The organism is Burkholderia sp. ZZQ-2 (assembly GCF_050768715.1).
Lineage (GTDB): Bacteria > Pseudomonadota > Gammaproteobacteria > Burkholderiales > Burkholderiaceae > Burkholderia > Burkholderia cepacia.
The window spans coordinates 1-17,606 of the sequence record NZ_LDVA01000351.1; the positions used below are offsets into that span (position 1 = coordinate 1).

A 17,606-nucleotide genomic window follows, 5' to 3' on the forward strand; every position below is an offset into this window, starting at 1 on the left:
GCGTGAAGTCGGACAACACGGGCGTCGACATCGCGAACGTGAAGATGTCGATGAACCCGTTCGACGAAATCGCGGTGGAAGAAGCGGTGCGCCTGAAGGAAGCGGGCGTCGCGACCGAAGTGATCGCGGTGTCGGTGGGCGTGACGCAAGCGCAGGAAACGCTGCGCACGGCGCTGGCGATCGGCGCGGATCGCGCGATCCTCGTCGAATCGAACGACAGCGTCGAGCCGCTGGCCGTCGCGAAGATCCTGAAGGCGCTGGTCGACAAGGAGCAGCCGCAACTGGTGATCCTCGGCAAGCAGGCAATCGACGACGATTCGAACCAGACGGGCCAGATGCTGGCCGCGCTGGCTGGTCTCCCGCAAGCGACGTTCGCATCGAAGGTCACGATCGCGGACGGCAAGGCAACCGTTGCACGCGAAGTCGACGGCGGCGCGGAAACGCTGTCGCTGACGCTGCCGGCGGTCGTGACGACCGACCTGCGCCTGAACGAGCCGCGCTACGTGACGCTGCCGAACATCATGAAGGCGAAGAAGAAGCCGCTGGAAACGGTGAAGCCGGAAGACCTCGGCGTGGACGTCGCGCCGCGTCTGAAGACGCTGAAGGTGGCCGAGCCGCCGAAGCGCGCAGCCGGCGTGAAGGTGCCGGACGTGAAGACGCTGGTCGAGAAGCTGAAGACCGAAGCCAAGGTGCTGTAAGAGGGAGCGGAAAGAAATGACGATTCTGGTGATTGCAGAACACGACAACGCGTCGATCAAGGCCGCGACGCTGAACACGGTGGCGGCGGCGGCGAAGATCGGCGGTGACATTCACGTGCTGGTCGCAGGCCACAATGCGCAAGGCGCGGCCGACGCGGCAGCAAAGATCGCGGGTGTATTGAAGGTGCTGCTGGCCGACGCGCCGCAACTCGAAGCAGGTCTCGCGGAAAACGTCGAAGCGACCGCGCTGAACATTGCGAAGGACTATTCGCACATCCTCGCGCCGGCGACCGCTTACGGCAAGAACATCGCGCCGCGTATCGCCGCGAAGCTGGACGTCGCACAGATCTCCGACATCACGGCGGTTGACAGTGCCGACACGTTCGAGCGCCCGATCTACGCGGGCAACGCGATCGCGACGGTGCAGTCGAGCGACCCGATCAAGGTCATCACGGTGCGTGCGACCGGTTTCGATCCGGTTGCAGCGGAAGGCGGCAGCGCGTCGGTCGAGAAGATCGAGGCGGCGGCAGACGCCGGCAAGTCGCAGTTCGTCAGCCGTGAAGTGACGAAGCTGGACCGTCCGGAGCTCACCAGCGCGAAGATCATCGTATCGGGCGGCCGTGGTCTGGGCAGCGGCGAGAACTACACGAAGGTGCTGGAGCCGCTGGCGGACAAGCTGTCGGCGGCACTCGGCGCATCGCGCGCGGCAGTCGACGCCGGCTACGTGCCGAACGACTACCAGGTCGGCCAGACCGGCAAGATCGTCGCACCGCAGCTGTACATCGCGGTCGGCATCTCGGGTGCGATCCAGCATCTGGCTGGCATGAAGGATTCGAAGGTGATCGTCGCGATCAACAAGGATCCGGAAGCGCCGATCTTCAGCGTGGCCGACTACGGCCTCGTCGGCGATCTGTTCGCGCTCGTGCCGGAGCTCGTGAACGAGCTCGGCTGATCACTTCGGGATTGGCTCGCTCCATTCGGTTCCGGACGCGATGATCGTGTCCGGAACCGCAGGGCCCCGGCGTCCGGAGCCTTCCGGTCGACCGCCGGCTGTCGGCCGGACATTCGGAATGATCCGGAGGAGATAGGGTTTGGAAGCAAGGGCGCCGGGAAGTGATGGCGGTCGATAACTTCGGAATACTATCTGAACAAAAAAATAACCGATTTCGCACACACGCGTACCGTATGCATTCAATCCCCTTTGTTACTTTATCCGTATGGACGCCAGTGTTATTCGGCGTCGCCGTTCGCTGCGCGGGATCGGATGGCCGCCCGACGCTGACGCGCATGCTGGCGCTCGTGGGCGCATTGGCCGGGCTTGTGGCCACGATGCCGCTGCTGTTTGAATTCGATACGCAAGCGCCGGCGATGCAGTTCGTGGAGAACCGGCCCTGGCTGGCAACGCTCGGGATGAGCTGGCGAGTGGGCGTGGATGGTGTGTCGCTCTGGATGGTCGTATTGACCGCGCTCACGACGCTGTTGATCGTGGGCGCATCATGGCAGGCCGTTACGACACGCGTCGCCCAGTATTTCGGCGCGGTGCTGATCCTCTCCGGATTGATGATCGGCGTGTTCGTGCCGCTCGACGGGATGCTGTTCTTCGTGTTTTTCGAATCGACGCTGATTCCGCTGTATCTCCTGATCGGGGCGTGGGGCGGCAAGCACCGTTCGTATGCGGCCGTGAAGTTCTTCTTCATGTCCTTCGCAGGCTCGCTCCTGCTGCTGGCCGCGATGCTGTATCTATTCGGCCTCTCCCATACTTTCGACATGCACGTCTGGCATGAGATGAAGCTCGATCTCGTGCCGCAGCTGCTGATTTTCTGCGGGTTTCTCGCCGCCTTCGCGGTGAAGCTGCCGATGTGGCCGGTCCACGGCTGGCTGAAAGACGCCTACGCGGAGGGACCGATCGGCGCGGCAATCATGCTGGGGATGGTCAAGATCGGCGGATACGGGTTCCTGAGGTTCATGCTGCCGATTGCCCCGGACGCGAGCCGCATGCTCGCGCCGGCAATGATCGCGCTATCGTTGTTTACCGTCATCTATGCGAGCCTCATCGCATTGGTCCAGACGGAACTGAGCGCCTTGCTGGCGTACTCGACGATTGCGCACATGGGGCTCGTCACGCTCGGCTTGTTCCTGTTCAATCAGCTTGCCGTCGAGGGTGCGATTGTCCAGATGATTTCATACGGCCTCGTTTCGGGAGCGCTGCTGATCTGCACGGGGATGTTGTACGAACGGATGCAGACACGTTCGCTCGATGCGCTCGGCGGTGTCGCGAACGTCATGCCCCGCTATGCGACCCTGGCAGTGCTGTTTTCGATGGCCAATCTCGGGCTGCCGGGCACCTCGGGATTCATTGGCGAGTTTCTTGTGATCATGGGCGCGATCAAGGCGAATTTCTGGATCGGGGGCGCTGCGGCACTGACGCTCGTTCTCGGTGCGGCCTACACGCTGCGTGGTGTCAGGCGGGTCATATTCGGCGCCGTGAAGAACGAGCGAGTTGCGCGACTCACGGATCTTGGCCGGCGGGAGCGTGCACTGCTCGTTCCGCTGGCCGTCATCGTCCTCGGGCTGGGTGTGGCACCCAGGTACTTCATCGCGACCCTGGAGCAGACGACATCGGCCGTCGTTCAGGATTCGATGCGATCCAAGCTCACGGAAACGTCACACCTCGGTGAGCGCATGGCGGTTCGCTAGCACAGCCATTTGCGTCCGTTTCGCGGCAAGCGAGCGTAGTCACCGAGGGCTCGACGCCGATTCGGAACACTTCATGTTCCAGCGTACGCAAGCGACGTATGGCACGGGTAACGCGCGACGTTTTCCGAGCGGGATTGCCGTCGAAGTGAAACACGTTGCGAATGCGTAGCGGCAATTGACCTGTTGTGCCGATGTCCGGAGAGGCGAGCACGCCCGTGGTCAGCCGTGCTCGATACGTCGGAATGGCAAAGGATAGGGACTGCCGGGCCGGTCGGCCCGGCAGTCACGGCAACGGCAGCCTTAGTTTGCGTCTCGCCGCAGGGAAAGGAGACCGAGCAGCACTTCGTCGCGGCGCGCTGCGAGCTGATCGATCGACTGGCCGGAGACTTCCTCATGAACACCGGCAATCACCTTCTGGCGAAGTTCGGGCGTGATCTTCGGCGAACCGAGCACGTTCCACCACGCGGTCATCGGGCCGGTGAACTGGTCGAAGAAGTGTTCGATGCCGCCCTGGCCGCCGCCGAGATGGAACAGCATGTTCGGTCCCATGATGCCCCAACGCAGGCCCGGCCCCCAGCACACCGCGGTATCCGCGTCCTCGACGCTCACGACGTCTTCCGAGATCAGATGCACGATCTCGCGCCAGAGCGCGGCCTGAAGACGGTTGGCGACGTGGCCGGGCACTTCCTTGTTGAGCTGGATGGTTTTCTTGCCCAGGCTCGTATAGAACGCGGTTGCCCGTTCGATCGTTTCCCGTGACGTCTTCGCGCCGCCGACGATTTCGACGAGCGGAATCAGGTGCGGCGGATTGAACGGATGGCCGATCACGCAGCGCTCGGGATGGCGCTCGCAGGCCGACTGGATTTCGCTCATCGTCAGGCCCGAAGAGCTCGACGCGATGATTGCGTCCGGCGCCAGAATGGCGTCGAGATGCTTGTAGAGATCCTTCTTGAAGTCGATCCGCTCGGGGCCGTTTTCCTGCACGAAATCGCTGCCGGTAACCGCTTCGTCGAGATTGGCGGTGAACTGCAGCCGCTCCCGGGATGCATTCGGCGCGAGCCCGAACTGCTCGAGAGCGGGCCAGGCCGCATCGATGAATGCGCGGAGTTTCGGCTCGGCATCCGGGGCGATGTCGGTCGCCACGACATCCAGGCCCTTGGCCAGAAACAGCGCGGCCCAGCTGGCGCCGATGACACCGGTGCCGATGATGGCCACGCGTTTGATTTCCTTGCTCATGGCTTTTGATCCTTCGAATGGAGTGAGGTCAGACGAACGCGCTGAAGCCGGTAACCGCCTTGCCGACGATCAGGTGATTCATTTCGCGCGTACCTTCATACGAGTAGAGTGCTTCCGCGTCGGCGAAGAAACGTGCGACGTTGTAGTCGAGAACGATGCCGTTGCCGCCGAAGATCTCGCGCGCCCATGCGACGGTCTCGCGCATGCGGCTCGTGCAGAAAGCCTTGGCCAGCGACGACTGCTGGTCGAGCAGCTTGCCTTCGTCCTGCAACTCGGCGAGCCGGACGACCATGCATTGCGACGCAGTGATATTGCCGAGCATCTTGGCGAGGTGGTCCTGGATCATCTGGAACGACGCGATCGGGCGGCCGAACTGCTCGCGGGTCTGCGCGTAACGCAGCGCGTGCTCATAGGCGCCCATGCTGCAACCGACCGCTTCCCACGCGACGTATTGACGGGTGAGGCGCAGCACGCGTGCGGTGTCGCGAAACGACACGTCGCCCTGGAGGCGGTTCTCTTCGGGAACCCGGCAGTTGTCGAGCGTGATTACGCCGTTCTGTACGACGCGAAGTGCGATCTTGTTCTCGATTTTTTCGACGGAGAAGCCGGGGGTCGTCTTGTTCTCGACGATGAATCCCTTGACCTGATTGTCGTCGACATCGCGTGCCCAGATGATCGAGATGTCGCACCACGGCGAGTTGCCGATCCACCGCTTCTGGCCGTTGAGCACCCACGTGTCGCCTTCGCGCTTGGCCGTGGTCAGCAGGCCGCCGCCGGCACCCGATCCGACCAGCGGCTCGGTCAATCCGAAGCACCCGATCTTCTCCAGCCGTGCCATCGGAGGCAGCCATTTCTGTTTTTGCTCATCCGATCCGCCGAGATAGATCGACCCCATGGCCAGGCCGCTATGAACGCCGTAGAAGGTCGAGATGGACGAGTCGACGCGCGCGAGCTCCATCGCGATGAAGCCGTCGAGAAGCGTGCTGCCGCCGGCGCAGCCGTAGCCTTCGAATCCGACGCCGACGATGTTGAGGTCCCTGATTTCGGGGATCAACTCGAAGGGGAACGCATCCGCGGCCCAGAACTTGTTGATTACCGGCGCAACGCGTTCTTCCATGAACGTGCGCACGCGCTTCAGCAGGGCGCGTTCGTCCTCGCTGAGGAACTCGCGAATCAGGTAGAAATCGCTATCGGGGGCCGGAAGCGGGTGGTTGGGCTTCGAGGGGGCGGTCATGGTGATGTCCTTGATACGGTTTCAGGATGCGTTCGCGGGGGCCTGCAGATAGTCGTGGACGACTTCCGCGCCCGCGATCGTCAGATCGGTGAGGATGTGGATGGCGGACAGTACCTCGAGCACCGGCAGCTTGGCGACCGGCGCGAAACAATGCGGATGCAGTTCCAGGGAGGCGGGCCCGGTCCACGCACCCTTCACGGTGATGTCGCTCACGTAATACTTGACCAGCTCGCAGACGCGGGCCGAGCCGTCGACGTGCGGCAGGATCTTCAGCAGGAAGCCGGGCGCTTCGAGGGTCTTCTTGACGGCGGCGAGATCCAGCGGCTCGTACTTGTATCCCATGGTCGCGGTCGCGACCCGCACGCCGTTGTAGTCGAGCGTGCCCACCAGCGCGTCGTTGCGGATTTCGAGCTTCGGCTGGGCCAGTACCTTCGGAAAGCCGAGCAATTCGCGGCCGGAAGCGATGCCGGCTTCGCTGTCGAGGTACATCGCATGCGTGAAGCCACCGGGTGCGCCGTTGAACGATACGGGGACGACCTGGCCCGATTCGGTGTAGGAACCGAGGCCGCTCGAGTCCGGCATCTTGATGAACTCGTATTTGACGATCGGTTCGGTCGGAAGCAGCGGAGCGGGTACTACACGAGCCAGCGCTTCGGGATCGGTGCGATAGGTGATGATGATGAATTCGCGATCGATGAACCGGAACGGTGGCTTCGGATAAGCCGGGCTGCCGATCGGCATGGCATACGCGTGAGCGCGGATTTCGTCTTCAGTCATGAAAGGCTCCGTGTGTGCGGCTGGCGTCGGCCAGCCGGTGGGGGTTGCCAGGGGAGGCATCCAAGCCATGTGGCCGCGCGATGTGTCAGGTCTCGTCGCCGAAGCGGGAAACCACGCCCGCATCCTGCAGACGGGCGATCTCGGCATCGTCGAAGCCCATTTCGGCCAGGATCTCCGCGCCGTGTTCGCCGAGATGCGGCGCCGCGACAGGCTTGACCTTCTGCTGACTCGCGATATGGATCGGATTGCTGACCGTCTTCGTGGCAGGTTGTCCCGGCACCTCGAGCGGCACGACGATCCCGTTGATCTCGAGTTGCGGATCGTTGATGATTTCCTCGGCGATCTGAACGACACCGAAAATCACGCGCTCGGCGGTGAGCGCCTGTTTCCAGAAGGCCAGCGTTTGACCGGCGAACAACGGATCGAGGATGTCGACCAGCGCGGCCGCGTTTTTCACGCGCAGTTGTTCGTCGGCGAAGCGGGGATCGTCCAGAAGTTCGGGCCTGTTGATCGCATGGACGAAGGGCGCCCACTCCTTGCGTTGCGCGGCGACCAGCAGGATCCAGCGCCCGTCACTCGTCTGGTACGGATTGAGCAGCGCATTCGGCGGGCTTTTGCGGTCATGCTGCGGGAAGAACTTGCCGCCGTTGAGTCCGCCTTCGACCCATGCCGCCGCGGCCCAGATGCCGTTGGCGATCAGGGAAGTCGTGACGTGGCCGCCCTTGCCGGTCCTGGTGCGCTCGTAAAGCGCGGTGACGATCGCGGCGTAGAGGGTCGTCGCTGTCGCGTGATCGCCGATGCCGGGAATGGGAAGCGTCGGCGGGCTGCCGGCGTCGTGGGTGACTTCCATGAGGCCGGAACGTGCCCAGTACGCGGTGACGTCGAAGCCCGGGGTATCGGCTTCCGGACCCTGCGCGCCGTAGCCGGTAATGTCGGCGTAGATCAACTTCGGATTGAGTGGCGCGAGATCTTCGTAGGTGACGCCCAGCGCCGCCCGCACGCGCGGCGGGAAATTGACGACCAGGACGTCGGCCCACCGGACGAGGCGCGTCAGCACTTCGCGCGCACCTTCCGATTTGAGATCGAGCGCGATGCTGCGCTTGTTGCGGTTCGTCAACTGCCACGCGTAGTTCGTATCGGCGACGGGGTTCGGGGGAATGATCGAAAAGAAACGATAGACGTCCCCGGTGCCGGGCGGCTCGATCTTGATGACATCCGCGCCGAAGTCGGCGAGGATCGTCGTGGCCGCGGGGCCGGCAATGTAGCTCGCGAGGTCGAGTACCTTGAGGCCTGAAAACACGTGTTTTCCGTCTGACATGGAAGTGTTCCGAATTCGAGGTTGAGAGAGGAGCGGCGTCGACGGGGCGTGCCTCGATTGCCGCTCCGGGCGAAGGTGCCGGTGCGGGTCAGCGCCCGTGAAATACAGGCGCGCGCTTCTCGAGAAAGGCCGTGGTGCCCTCCTTTTTGTCGTCGGTCGCGGCGCACAGCGCAAACAGCTTTCCTTCCAGCGCAAGGCCTTCCGGCATCGCCGCATTCAAACCGAGGTGGACGGCGTCCATTGCATACGCGACGGCGAGCGGTCCATTGGCGGCGATTTGCGCCAGGATCGTCTCTGCGCGGGCAATCAGCTGGTCGGCGGCCACGACTTCATTCACCAGGCCGATCCGGTGCGCCTCTTCTGCCGACACCATTTCTCCGGTGAGGATGAGTTGCAGTGCGATGCCCTTTCCGACGAGGCGCGGCAGTCGCTGGGTGCCGCCGAAACCGGGAATGAGCCCGAGCCGGACCTCGGGTTGGCCGAACTTCGCGCCGGGACTCGCGAGCCGGATCGTGCAAGCCAGCGCGGTCTCGCATCCGCCGCCGAGCGCGAGGCCGTTCACCGCGGCGATGACGGGCTTGCCGAGACGTTCGATGAAATCGAGCAGCGCCTGGCCGGCACGCGTGCGCTGCTCGGCCTCGACTGGCGTGGCGCTGGCCAGTTCGCCGATATCGGCGCCGGCGATGAAGGCACGGTTGCCTGCACCGGTGAGGATGACGCCGCGAATCGATGCATCGTTACGCGCATCCGTGAATGCCGCATGCAGTTCCTCGATCGCCCGTTGGTTCAACGCGTTCATCACGTCGGGACGGTTCAACGTCACATAGGCGACCGACGCCTTCTTTTCGTAGAGCAGTGTGCTGAAAATTGGAAGTGACAGGCTATTGGGCATGGAACGGATTTCTCCAGAAGAAGGCACGCGATGATTCCTGGCCTGCGGTAATCGGAAGAGGCGAACGAATCGTCTCGTGGTGGCGTCTTGCGGCGCCGAGGAACGGGTGGAAGACGAGGGTCAGAGGTCCTGGATCCGGGTGTGCTCGACCGCGGAGGCCAGGATCATGAAATGTCGGTTGACGGGTTTCGATTGCAACCGCGCGTGAATCGGCCGATAGACGAGGTCACCGACGTGGATGGTGCAGTGCGACAGCGCACAAGTGCCGGGCACTTTGGCGATACGGAGCTTCCACATCTGGTCACCGTAGTGGCACGCGGTTGGATCGCGCCAGGATACGTAGATGGTCGAGTCGCTTTTGCGGCCCAATATGCGGACGGTGGGGGCAGACGTCGCTTCATCCGGATGACGACTTTGCCCGCCGACGTTGGCGGATGACGACGAGTGGTCGCTACGCCGGTTACCGCCGTCGAGCATGCCAACCGTGTGTGTCCAGATCGCGTTACCGGGTACGCCACTATCCATCCATGCGACTCCTCTTACCGCGGTTCATTCAAGTAAGTGGTGCTGATTAAGATCGATCTTAAGGTGACGCTGATCCGATGCATATGTGGGATCTCACAACGGAGTTAGCTCTTTTTCCAATTCACATGCGATCGACGAACGAATGCCGGCCGCGGAGGGCTGGTCGCTCGCCAGGCACGAATAATCAGGAGAATGTCGCGACTGCGCGAAGCGTGGCGCAGATGGCGGATGGCCGTGCGGCGCACGGCGCTCCGTAGGGGTCGATACCGACTTGCAGGCCGGTATCCGGTGTGCGGGGACTATCGGGAAGAGGGGGCACGATGCAGCGCGTGCGCTATCGCTGTGAAATCGGCCTGAATCACGGCGAATATGAAGGCGGTGGACATGCCGAACAGGAGTACGCCATCAGACGATTCGATCGCACCGAGCATCCGCCAGTTTTCCGTCAAGGAAAGGCCCGACGCGCCGCGTGTCGCCATGGTGTCGATCGAGAAGAACAGTGCGTCGCCGAACGAGTTCAGTGCCTTGAGTTGAACGAACACGACGGCCCACAGAGCCGACTCCAGCGTATGAAGCAGGCCGAGCGCGATGCAGATGAAGGCAACGATGACGACGAGTTTGCGCAGTTGCACATGAATGGTGTCGCGCTGCATGTCGAGCACGCCGCGAAGTCGACGCGCGACGACAGCGAGCCATACCATCGCCGCTGCGTGAAGCAGAATGTTGGCCATGCCGAGAAGAATGCCGATCGTCCAGCTTTCCATGGGGATATTCAAGTACGGAGGGGGAGAATGAAAAAATGGTGTCGCGCATCGCTTGATGCGTTCGTCACCTGGCCGCGCCGCGCAGCTTGATCGCGATATCGAGCTTCGAGATCCAGCCGGCGTCGTCGAGGCGAGCCCCGACGATGTTCTCGATGCGTTCCAGGCGATAGTTGAGCGTGTTCGGATGGATGCCCAATACGCTCGCGGTTGCCTTTCGTCGCTGCAGCTGGTCGAAGTAAGTTCGAAGGGTTTCGAGCAGATCGGGTTCGCCCGCCAGTTGTTCGACCAGGGACGTGAGGTAAGTCAGCGTGCGTTTCGTGCCACGTATGCTCTCCTCGACCGCGATCTCGGAATAGAGGCGCACGCGCGCCTCGTCGAGATGGCTTCGGCCGAAGCTGAGCGCCCGGCTCGCTTCGTCGGCCGACATGGCCCAGCCCGATGCACCTTCGCCCGGCAGCCCGACGCCGATCGCCCTGACTTCGGGCAACGTGTCCGCGATCGATGCGATTTGCCTGGCCATCTGACTATCGTTCGCACCGGTCGTCTCTCCGAGGCGCTCCGGTATCCACATGAGCAACTGCCCGCGAAACCAGATGTCGAAAATATCGTCGACAGGGACTCTGAGGCGCCGGGCGGCAGCCGCCACGATGCGGTCGATCTCGGTCTTGAAGGTGGCCGAATTGCTGTCGATCGATTCGACATCGATGGCCAATGCCACTCTCGGGATTGTCACGTCGAGGCGTAGCGCCGCCGCCGTTTTATTGAACGCATCGGTATCGTCGGGGAAATTGAAGATGATGCCATGCAGCTGATAGCGCAGCGATTCGCGCCAGCGCGCCTGCCTGTACTGCTCCTCCAGAAAGGTCTGCGCGATTTCCTGCGACATGTTGTCGAAGAACTCCAGCAGGTAAGGGGAGATTCGAAGCAGGAGTTCGTTGCGAAGCGCGTCGTCGTTCCCGGCCACTCCGATATAGAAGCACCACAGTTCGCGGGATCCGAGCCGGAATGCGCGGAGCAGTGCTTCGAGCGGAACACCTTGATAGACGCGTCGGCGTCCGTATGCCCGGAACCCTTCAAGCGCATCCTCGGACGGCATCTTGCCCGACATGAGGCTGTCGAGCCAGAGTTTCGACGACAGGACGATCGAGTCCCGGATATCGAGCTTTGTCGTCGAATCGAGGTCGGCATAGGGCTTGATGTTCATCAACGCCTTGTACACACGTTCAACGAAAGCGGCGTTATTTTCGGCGACGTTGGCGGTCCATCGGCGCAAGGCCGGGGAAATGTCGGGGATGGAAATTGTCATACGATTTGACTCCTGGCGAAGGCCCCGAGCAATCGGGCAGTGCTCCGATATGCGTGAGCGGTACGTGCGGGGCGATCGTGCTGCTGAACCAACTAAACAAAGGATTGCGAAACAGGGTGGGAACAGGGCAAGTGTGTTTGTGCGCCGTGAAGCCGGCCATGCCGATGCAGATGGCCGGGAAGGTGACGTGGATGGAGACCGTGAACGCGAACTGCGGCAGCGCGAGATGAAGTGCGTCGAATATCTCCATCACCACGTTGTCTCAATTTCGAATTGACGTTCTTATAATCAAGAGCGGTACGCAAAGTCAACGTAAATATCGGGATTGCAAAATTTATACGCTACGGCGCAGCGGGCGAGTGAAGGTCCGTCGAGCCTTGTGTGAAGGGCGTGCCGCGAGTTTTGCAGATGAGAGATGGTCGAGGCGTTGTGATTATCCACAAATGGATTTGTGTGAAATCACAGTATTGTGAAAGACCACAATCGCAATATGATGTTTCACAGTTTCATCGACCGATTACCGCGATTACCATCAACAGCCGAATCGCACACTGCGCGTGTCGGGCCCGGTGAGGGCTCCCGCTCAAACAGCCGATAGGCATCCGGCTCCGGTCATTGCGCGTCCGTCCGAGCTTCCGTCCGCCGCGTTCGTTCGTTCGATCGTCGAATCAATCTTGCGTCATGTCCTCATGCCGCTTTCGCCCGTTGCCTTGAGTCATTTGCCGATGCGTCTGTCTATCGCCCTGAGTTTTGCTTCGATCGCGGCCAGCCTGCTGCTCGAAGGATGTGCAGCCGCGCCGTCGGTCGCCGTATTCGGCGCAGCGTTTCCGGACTGGCTGTTCTGCATTGTCGGCGGCGTGCTCGGGACGACGATCGTTCACGTCGCGCTGGGCAAGCGCGGCAAGCGCGCGCTGCTCGCGCCGCTGGCGATCAGCTATCCCGCGCTCGCCGCGGCGCTCGCGATGGCGTTCTGGCTGCTTTTCTTTCCCCACTGATCTCGCGTACCGTTATGTCCGACGCTTCCGGCGCATCGCGCAAAAAGTCCCTGCCTGCATGGCTCATCGTGATTGCCGCGCTGGTGCTGCTCGGCGTTGTCGTGTGGCGTCTCGACCAGTCGCCGACGACCGATGACGCATACGTCTACGCGGACACGATCAACGTCGTGCCGGAAGTCAACGGCAAGATCGTCGAGATGCCGGTGCGCGACAACCAGACGGTGAAGCAGGGCGACCTGCTGTTCCGGATCGATCCCCGGCCGTACCAGGACGCGCTGAACCAGGCGCGCGCACGGCTGGTGACGCTCGACAAGCAGATCGGGCTGACGCAACGCACGGTCAATGCGCAGCAGTACAACGCGGATTCCGTCAAGGCGGCGGTCGAGCGCTCGCGCGCGCAGGCTGCGCAGGCAGCCGACACGCTGCACCGGATGGAGCCGCTGCTCGCGCCGGGCTACACGTCGGCGGAGGACGTCGACCGGGCGCGAACCGCGCAGCGCGCGGCGCAGGCGGAACTGAACGCGGCGATGCTTCAGGCGCAGCAGGCATCCGCGGCGGTGAGCGGCGTGGATGCGCTGGTCGCGCAGCGTGCGGAAGTCGAGGCGCAGATCGCGATCGCCGAATTGAATCTCGAGTACACCGAAGTTCGTGCGCCGTTCGACGGACGGGTGGCTTCCTTGCGCACGACGGTCGGCCAGTTCGCTTCTGCTCTCAAGCCGGTCTTTACGCTGATCGACACGCGTCATTGGTACGTGGTGGCGAATTTTCGCGAAACCGATCTGAAGGGCGTACGCGCCGGAATGCCGGCCACGGTCTATCTGACCAGCGACACCGGCAAGCGCTTCGGCGGCACGATCGATTCGATCAGCTACGGCGTGCTGCCCGACGACGGCGGCGTGGTGCTGGACGGGCTGCCGCGCGTGGCGCGCAGCATCAACTGGGTGCATGTGTCGCAGCGTTTCCCGGTCAAGATCGCGGTGCGCGACCCGGATCCGAACCTGTTCCGGGTCGGCACCTCGGCGGTCGCGACGCTCAGGCGCGACGCTGCTGCGCACGACACGGCACGGTGAGCGCGGCATGAGCACCGCGCAATTCTCGCCGAGCCGTCTGCAGCGCTTCGCGGGCTTCATCGGCGGAGAGATTCGTCCGTACCCGGGGCGCATGAACGTGATGCTGCGCTGCGTGCTCGCCAGCGCAATCGTCATCGTTGCGTCGATGGCGCTGGAGGTGCCGTTACTGGCGGTGTCGCTGATCGTGGTGTTCTTCGTGACGCAGGCGAACGTCGTGGTGACGCGCCTGATCGGCGTCCTGTTTGTCGTGGGTTCGACACTCGCCGTCGGCAGTTCGATCCTGGTGTTCAAGTTCACCTACGACTATCCGCTGTTGCGGATACTGCTGGCAGGTGCGCTGTTTTTCTTCAGCGTCTACATGATGCGGGTCGCGAAGATCGGCGTGGTGTTCTTCATCGTCGCCATCGTGGTCATTTACTCGCAGACCTTCGTCGACCAGACCGATCAGGCCGAACTGCTGGTGCGCGCCGTGCTTTGGGTATGGGTCGCGGTCAACTATGCGATCGCGGTTACGCTCCTGATCAATACGCTGTTCCTGCCGGCGGAACCGGTGCGTCAGCTCCATGCGGCCCTGTGCGGGCAACTGAATGCCGTCGACGCGCGCCTGGCCGCGCTCGAGCAGCGCGCACCGACGGCGGGTGGCCCGACGGCACGCGACATCCAGGCCGGTGCGCTGACGCTGCAGAAACTGCTCCGCTTTGCGACGATGCGCGACCCCGCGTATCGCGCGAGCCAGGCATTGCATCTCGCCCGCGTGGCGACGGTGTCGCGCCTGTACGCGGCGGCGGGCCATCTGCCGGGCTCTGCCACGGGATCGGCGGCCGATGCGCTTCCGGTGCTGCGCGACGCCGTCCGGCGCCTGGCCGACGCGGCCGGCACGGACGCCCGTTTTGTCGCGCCGGACGCGCTGGCCGGACTGGCGGCGGAAGGGTTGCCGGGCGCGCTGGCGGAAATGCGCGACGCCTTGCTGACGTTCTCGGACCGGTCGGCCGCCCCGCCCGACGCTCAATCCAGGGCCGAGAAGGAGCGCATGCTGGTGCCGGATGCCGTCACCAACCCGGTCTACGCGCAGTTCGCACTGAAGACGCTGATGGCGGCCATGTGCAGCTACGTGTTCTACGTCGCGACCGACTGGCAAGGCATCCATACGATGATGCTGACCTGCCTGATCGTCGCGCAACCGAGCCTCGGCGCATCCGCGCAGCGTGCCGTGCTGCGGATCGGCGGCGCGGCGGTCGGCAGCATGCTGGCGCTCGCGATGGTCGTCTGGGTCATGCCGCATCTGGACGGCATCGTCGGCTTGCTGATGATGACGCTGCCGGTGATCGCGCTGGCCGCGTGGGTATCGGCGGGCTCGGAGCGTATCAGTTACGCGGGTACGCAAATCATGTTTACGTTCTCGCTGGCCGTGCTCGAGCACTTTGGCCCGACCACCAATCTCACTGAAATCCGCGACCGGATGATCGGCATCGTGCTCGGCGTCGTCGTGTCCGCGGTCGCTCATGCGTTTCTGTGGCCGGAGGCCGAGGGCGAGGCGCTGCGTCAGCGCGCAGCGAAGCTGCTGCGCCGGATCGGCATGCAACTTCGCCCGGACACGACCGGGCCGGTGCCGGTCGGGCTGTGGGCCGAACTGGGCGACAGCGAGGCGATGTCGGCGCGTGTCGCGCTCGAGCCGGGCTGGCAGATGGCGGACGGCGAGCACGAAGGCCTGACCTTGCGCGTGCAGACGCTGCTGGCTCATACGCGGGAAATCCTGTTGGCGACCGATGCGTTCGGCGCGGAGCGGGACGCACAGCACCTGCCGGCCGAGGTTGCCGTCGCGACGGCGGCGTTTCAGGCCGAGCTGGCCGGTGCGCTGGACAGTTATGCCGACGCGCTGGTCGAGCACCCGTTGACGATCGACGCGTCACCGCGTGCATCGATCGCAACGCTGTCGGAGCGCTGCACGGAGGATCTGTCCGCCCGACGGGGCGACGCGTCGCAGACGGCGTACGACCGGCTGCTGACCCGTGCCGGCGATCTCGCCGGCCAGATAGCGGGGCTGCCCGCCTGGGCGCCAGAACCCGTCGCTTCAGTATTGACTTCCCGAGCTTCCCAAGCATGACCGATTCGTTGATTCGACCTTCCTGTTCGTCGTTGCGCCGCATAACCGTCGCGGTGCTGCTGTGCGGGCTTTCCGCATGTGCGCTGATTCGTCACGACACCAAGCCCACGACGACACTCGATCCGGATCGGATCCGCATCGCCGACGACATCCACCTGGCGCGGGACGGCTGGCCGTCGGCGCGCTGGTGGACGCGCTACGGCGATCCGCAGCTCGACGCGCTGGTCGGTCGGGCGCTGGCCGATTCGCCGACGATGGCGATCGCGCGCACCCGCGTATCGCAGGCCAAATCCGACGTCGATCTGGTGAAGGCGGGGACCAACCTGCAGGTGAGCGCGCTCGGGTCGGTCGATCGGGAGCGCGTGTCGGGCAACGGCTTCCTGGGCGCGTATTCCGGCAATCAGCCGCTGCTGGGTGCGACCGGGCCGTGGTACACGGAAGGCATCGTCGGCCTGAGTGCAAGCCTCGATATCGATATCTGGGGCAAGCAGCGTGCGCAGGTCGAGGCCGCGCTGGGGATGCACAACGCGCGGGTGGTCGAGACGTCGGCGATCGAGCTGGAGGTCTCCGCCGACGTCGCGCAGCTCTACTACGGCATTCAGACGACCTATCGCCTCATCGGCCTGCTGGAACAATTGCGCGACGTGGCCGCGTTCTCGATGGAGGCGCACGCCGCGCGCGCCGCACGCGGGCTCGAGCCGCAGACGCAGACGGAGCTCGCCCGCGCGCAGAAGCTGGCGACGGAGCGGCAGCTGGTGGCTGCTCGCGGGCGCATCGTGCAGTTGCGTGAAGCGCTGCGCGCGCTGCTCGGCGCCGGGCCGACGGATCTTCCGGAGATCACGCCCGTGCCGTTGCCGCAGCCGCCGTCGTCGCTGCCGTCGACGCTGTCGTATGAACTGCTGGCGCGGCGCCCGGATTTGCAGGCGATGCGCTGGTACGTCGAAGCGTCGTTCGACAAGATCGACGCGGCGAAGGCCGCCTTCTATCCGAGTTTCGACATCAAGGCATTTTTCGGCGTCAACGCGCTGCATCTGGGCGACCTGTTCACGCATGCGAGCCAGCAGATCAATCTCGTGCCCGGGCTGTACCTGCCCGTGTTCGACGGGGGCCGGCTGAATGCGAACCTTGGGAACGCGCGTCACGCGAGCGACCTGCTGATCCTGCAATACAACCAGTCGGTCCTGAACGCCGTGCGGGACGTCGCCACGACGGGCAGCCAACTGCAGGACCTCGACGCCGAAGCCAAGCTGCAGACGCAGAAGATCCAGGCCGTGACGTTTGCGCAGGACAGCGCCGACGCGCACTACCGCAGTGGGCTGGGCAGTCGCCTGACGGCGGAGGAAGCGAAGCAGGCCGTGCTTCTCGAGCGGGTCGCGCTGCTCGATCTCGACGGCCGTCGGATCGGCCAGGACATCGCGCTGACCAAGGCGCTCGGCGGCGGCTACCGGTCGGATGCACCGGTCGTCCTCAACCCGAGGTAATGCCGCTCATGTTCGAACAGTCACTACGATCGTCCGTTCGTGACGTGCCGCGCGAGGCCGACGGCTTTCGCACGATGATGGCCGTTCAGATCTCGATCCGGAACGTGCTGAACGAGAGGATGCTGACGGCGCTCGGGGTTCAGTTCTCGCAGGGCAACGCGCTGGCCCATCTCGCCCGCAGCGAAGCGACGTCATGCCAGGCGCTTGCGAAGTCGCTCGGCTGCGGAACAAGCCGCCTCACACGACTTGCCCAGGATCTGGAACGTCGCGGGCTGATCGTGCGGCGTCGGGATGGCCGGGACCGCCGCACGCTGAATCTGTCGCTCACGTCGAAGGGGCGAGAGATCGCGGAGCGGGTTCCGCCCGTCGTCGAGGAGGCCGAGCGGATCGTGCTGGGGCGGTTGTCGGAGGAGGAACGGATGTTTCTCAGACGATTTCTCCGGCGAATCATTTGCGAGATCGACGCATGAACGGTTACGCCGCGCCCGCGCCATGCCGACGGACGTCGA

General features: G+C 63.8%; 17 protein-coding genes. 8 read left to right on the top strand and 9 right to left on the bottom strand.

Annotated elements, in window-relative coordinates:
* Positions 1-2 precede the first annotated feature (2 nt).
* From ABY44_RS34105 to ABY44_RS34115, 3 genes are all read left to right on the top strand, one after another.
* The gene (locus tag ABY44_RS34105) at positions 3-698 is read left to right on the top strand and encodes an electron transfer flavoprotein subunit beta/FixA family protein (RefSeq protein WP_063807628.1); all 696 of its coding nucleotides are present in this window, start codon (positions 3-5) and stop codon (positions 696-698) included.
* Between the two features lie 16 nt (positions 699-714).
* Positions 715-1,650, top strand: a complete 936-nt coding sequence (locus ABY44_RS34110) for an electron transfer flavoprotein subunit alpha/FixB family protein (protein ID WP_431643403.1) — start codon at positions 715-717, stop codon at positions 1,648-1,650.
* Between the two features lie 233 nt (positions 1,651-1,883).
* Positions 1,884-3,395 (top strand): complex I subunit 4 family protein, encoded by a 1,512-nt coding sequence (locus tag ABY44_RS34115; protein WP_431643404.1) that lies wholly within the window; start codon positions 1,884-1,886, stop codon positions 3,393-3,395.
* Between the two features lie 300 nt (positions 3,396-3,695).
* On the opposite strand, the gene ABY44_RS34120 is transcribed toward ABY44_RS34115, so the two are convergent.
* The 9 genes from ABY44_RS34120 to ABY44_RS34160 all read right to left on the bottom strand — a co-directional run bounded on the left by ABY44_RS34120 (position 3,696) and on the right by ABY44_RS34160 (position 11,697).
* Positions 3,696-4,631 (bottom strand): 3-hydroxyacyl-CoA dehydrogenase NAD-binding domain-containing protein, encoded by a 936-nt coding sequence (locus tag ABY44_RS34120; protein ID WP_060172467.1) that lies wholly within the window; start codon positions 4,629-4,631, stop codon positions 3,696-3,698.
* A gap of 28 nt (positions 4,632-4,659) precedes the next feature.
* On the bottom strand, positions 4,660-5,865 hold the full coding sequence (locus tag ABY44_RS34125; RefSeq protein WP_431643407.1) for an acyl-CoA dehydrogenase family protein: 1,206 nt from the start codon (positions 5,863-5,865) through the stop codon (positions 4,660-4,662).
* 21 nt (positions 5,866-5,886) lie between these two features.
* Positions 5,887-6,642 (bottom strand): acetoacetate decarboxylase, encoded by a 756-nt coding sequence (locus ABY44_RS34130; protein ID WP_060172462.1) that lies wholly within the window; start codon positions 6,640-6,642, stop codon positions 5,887-5,889.
* An 85-nt stretch (positions 6,643-6,727) separates the two neighbouring features.
* Positions 6,728-8,155: a CaiB/BaiF CoA transferase family protein gene (locus tag ABY44_RS34135; RefSeq protein ID WP_230948762.1), complete on the bottom strand. Its 1,428-nt coding sequence runs from the start codon at positions 8,153-8,155 to the stop codon at positions 6,728-6,730.
* Positions 8,049-8,852: an enoyl-CoA hydratase/isomerase family protein gene (locus tag ABY44_RS34140; protein ID WP_060172458.1), complete on the bottom strand. Its 804-nt coding sequence runs from the start codon at positions 8,850-8,852 to the stop codon at positions 8,049-8,051. Before ABY44_RS34140 ends, ABY44_RS34135 begins: the two co-directional genes overlap by 107 nt.
* Positions 8,853-8,972: 120 nt before the next feature.
* On the bottom strand, positions 8,973-9,377 hold the full coding sequence (locus ABY44_RS34145; RefSeq protein ID WP_060172456.1) for a DUF3331 domain-containing protein: 405 nt from the start codon (positions 9,375-9,377) through the stop codon (positions 8,973-8,975).
* Positions 9,378-9,676: 299 nt separating this feature from the next.
* Complete coding sequence (locus ABY44_RS34150) at positions 9,677-10,141, bottom strand: hypothetical protein (protein ID WP_060082997.1); 465 nt, start codon at positions 10,139-10,141, stop codon at positions 9,677-9,679.
* Positions 10,142-10,205: 64 nt separating this feature from the next.
* Positions 10,206-11,447: a PucR family transcriptional regulator gene (locus tag ABY44_RS34155; RefSeq protein WP_060082998.1), complete on the bottom strand. Its 1,242-nt coding sequence runs from the start codon at positions 11,445-11,447 to the stop codon at positions 10,206-10,208.
* On the bottom strand, positions 11,380-11,697 hold the full coding sequence (locus tag ABY44_RS34160) for a hypothetical protein (protein WP_081072661.1): 318 nt from the start codon (positions 11,695-11,697) through the stop codon (positions 11,380-11,382). Before ABY44_RS34160 ends, ABY44_RS34155 begins: the two co-directional genes overlap by 68 nt.
* A gap of 475 nt (positions 11,698-12,172) precedes the next feature.
* On the opposite strand from ABY44_RS34160, the gene ABY44_RS34165 reads away from it, so the two are divergent.
* The 5 genes from ABY44_RS34165 to ABY44_RS34185 are packed head-to-tail and all read left to right on the top strand — an operon-like array spanning position 12,173 to position 17,567.
* Positions 12,173-12,442 carry a YtcA family lipoprotein gene (locus ABY44_RS34165; protein WP_431643410.1) on the top strand — a complete coding sequence of 90 codons (270 nt, stop codon included), beginning with the start codon at positions 12,173-12,175 and terminating at the stop codon, positions 12,440-12,442.
* Between the two features lie 14 nt (positions 12,443-12,456).
* Positions 12,457-13,512, top strand: coding sequence for a multidrug transporter subunit MdtN (gene mdtN / locus ABY44_RS34170; RefSeq protein WP_059698777.1), 1,056 nt, complete (start codon positions 12,457-12,459; stop codon positions 13,510-13,512).
* 7 nt (positions 13,513-13,519) lie between these two features.
* Positions 13,520-15,616: a multidrug efflux transporter permease subunit MdtO gene (gene mdtO / locus ABY44_RS34175; protein WP_060172454.1), complete on the top strand. Its 2,097-nt coding sequence runs from the start codon at positions 13,520-13,522 to the stop codon at positions 15,614-15,616.
* Positions 15,613-17,097 carry an MdtP family multidrug efflux transporter outer membrane subunit gene (locus ABY44_RS34180; RefSeq protein WP_060172452.1) on the top strand — a complete coding sequence of 495 codons (1,485 nt, stop codon included), beginning with the start codon at positions 15,613-15,615 and terminating at the stop codon, positions 17,095-17,097. The genes mdtO and ABY44_RS34180 overlap by 4 nt, the downstream gene beginning before the upstream one ends.
* 44 nt (positions 17,098-17,141) lie before the next feature.
* Entirely contained in the window at positions 17,142-17,567 is a 426-nt protein-coding gene (locus ABY44_RS34185; protein ID WP_230942805.1) for a MarR family winged helix-turn-helix transcriptional regulator, read from the top strand.
* Positions 17,568-17,606: the final 39 nt, after the last annotated feature.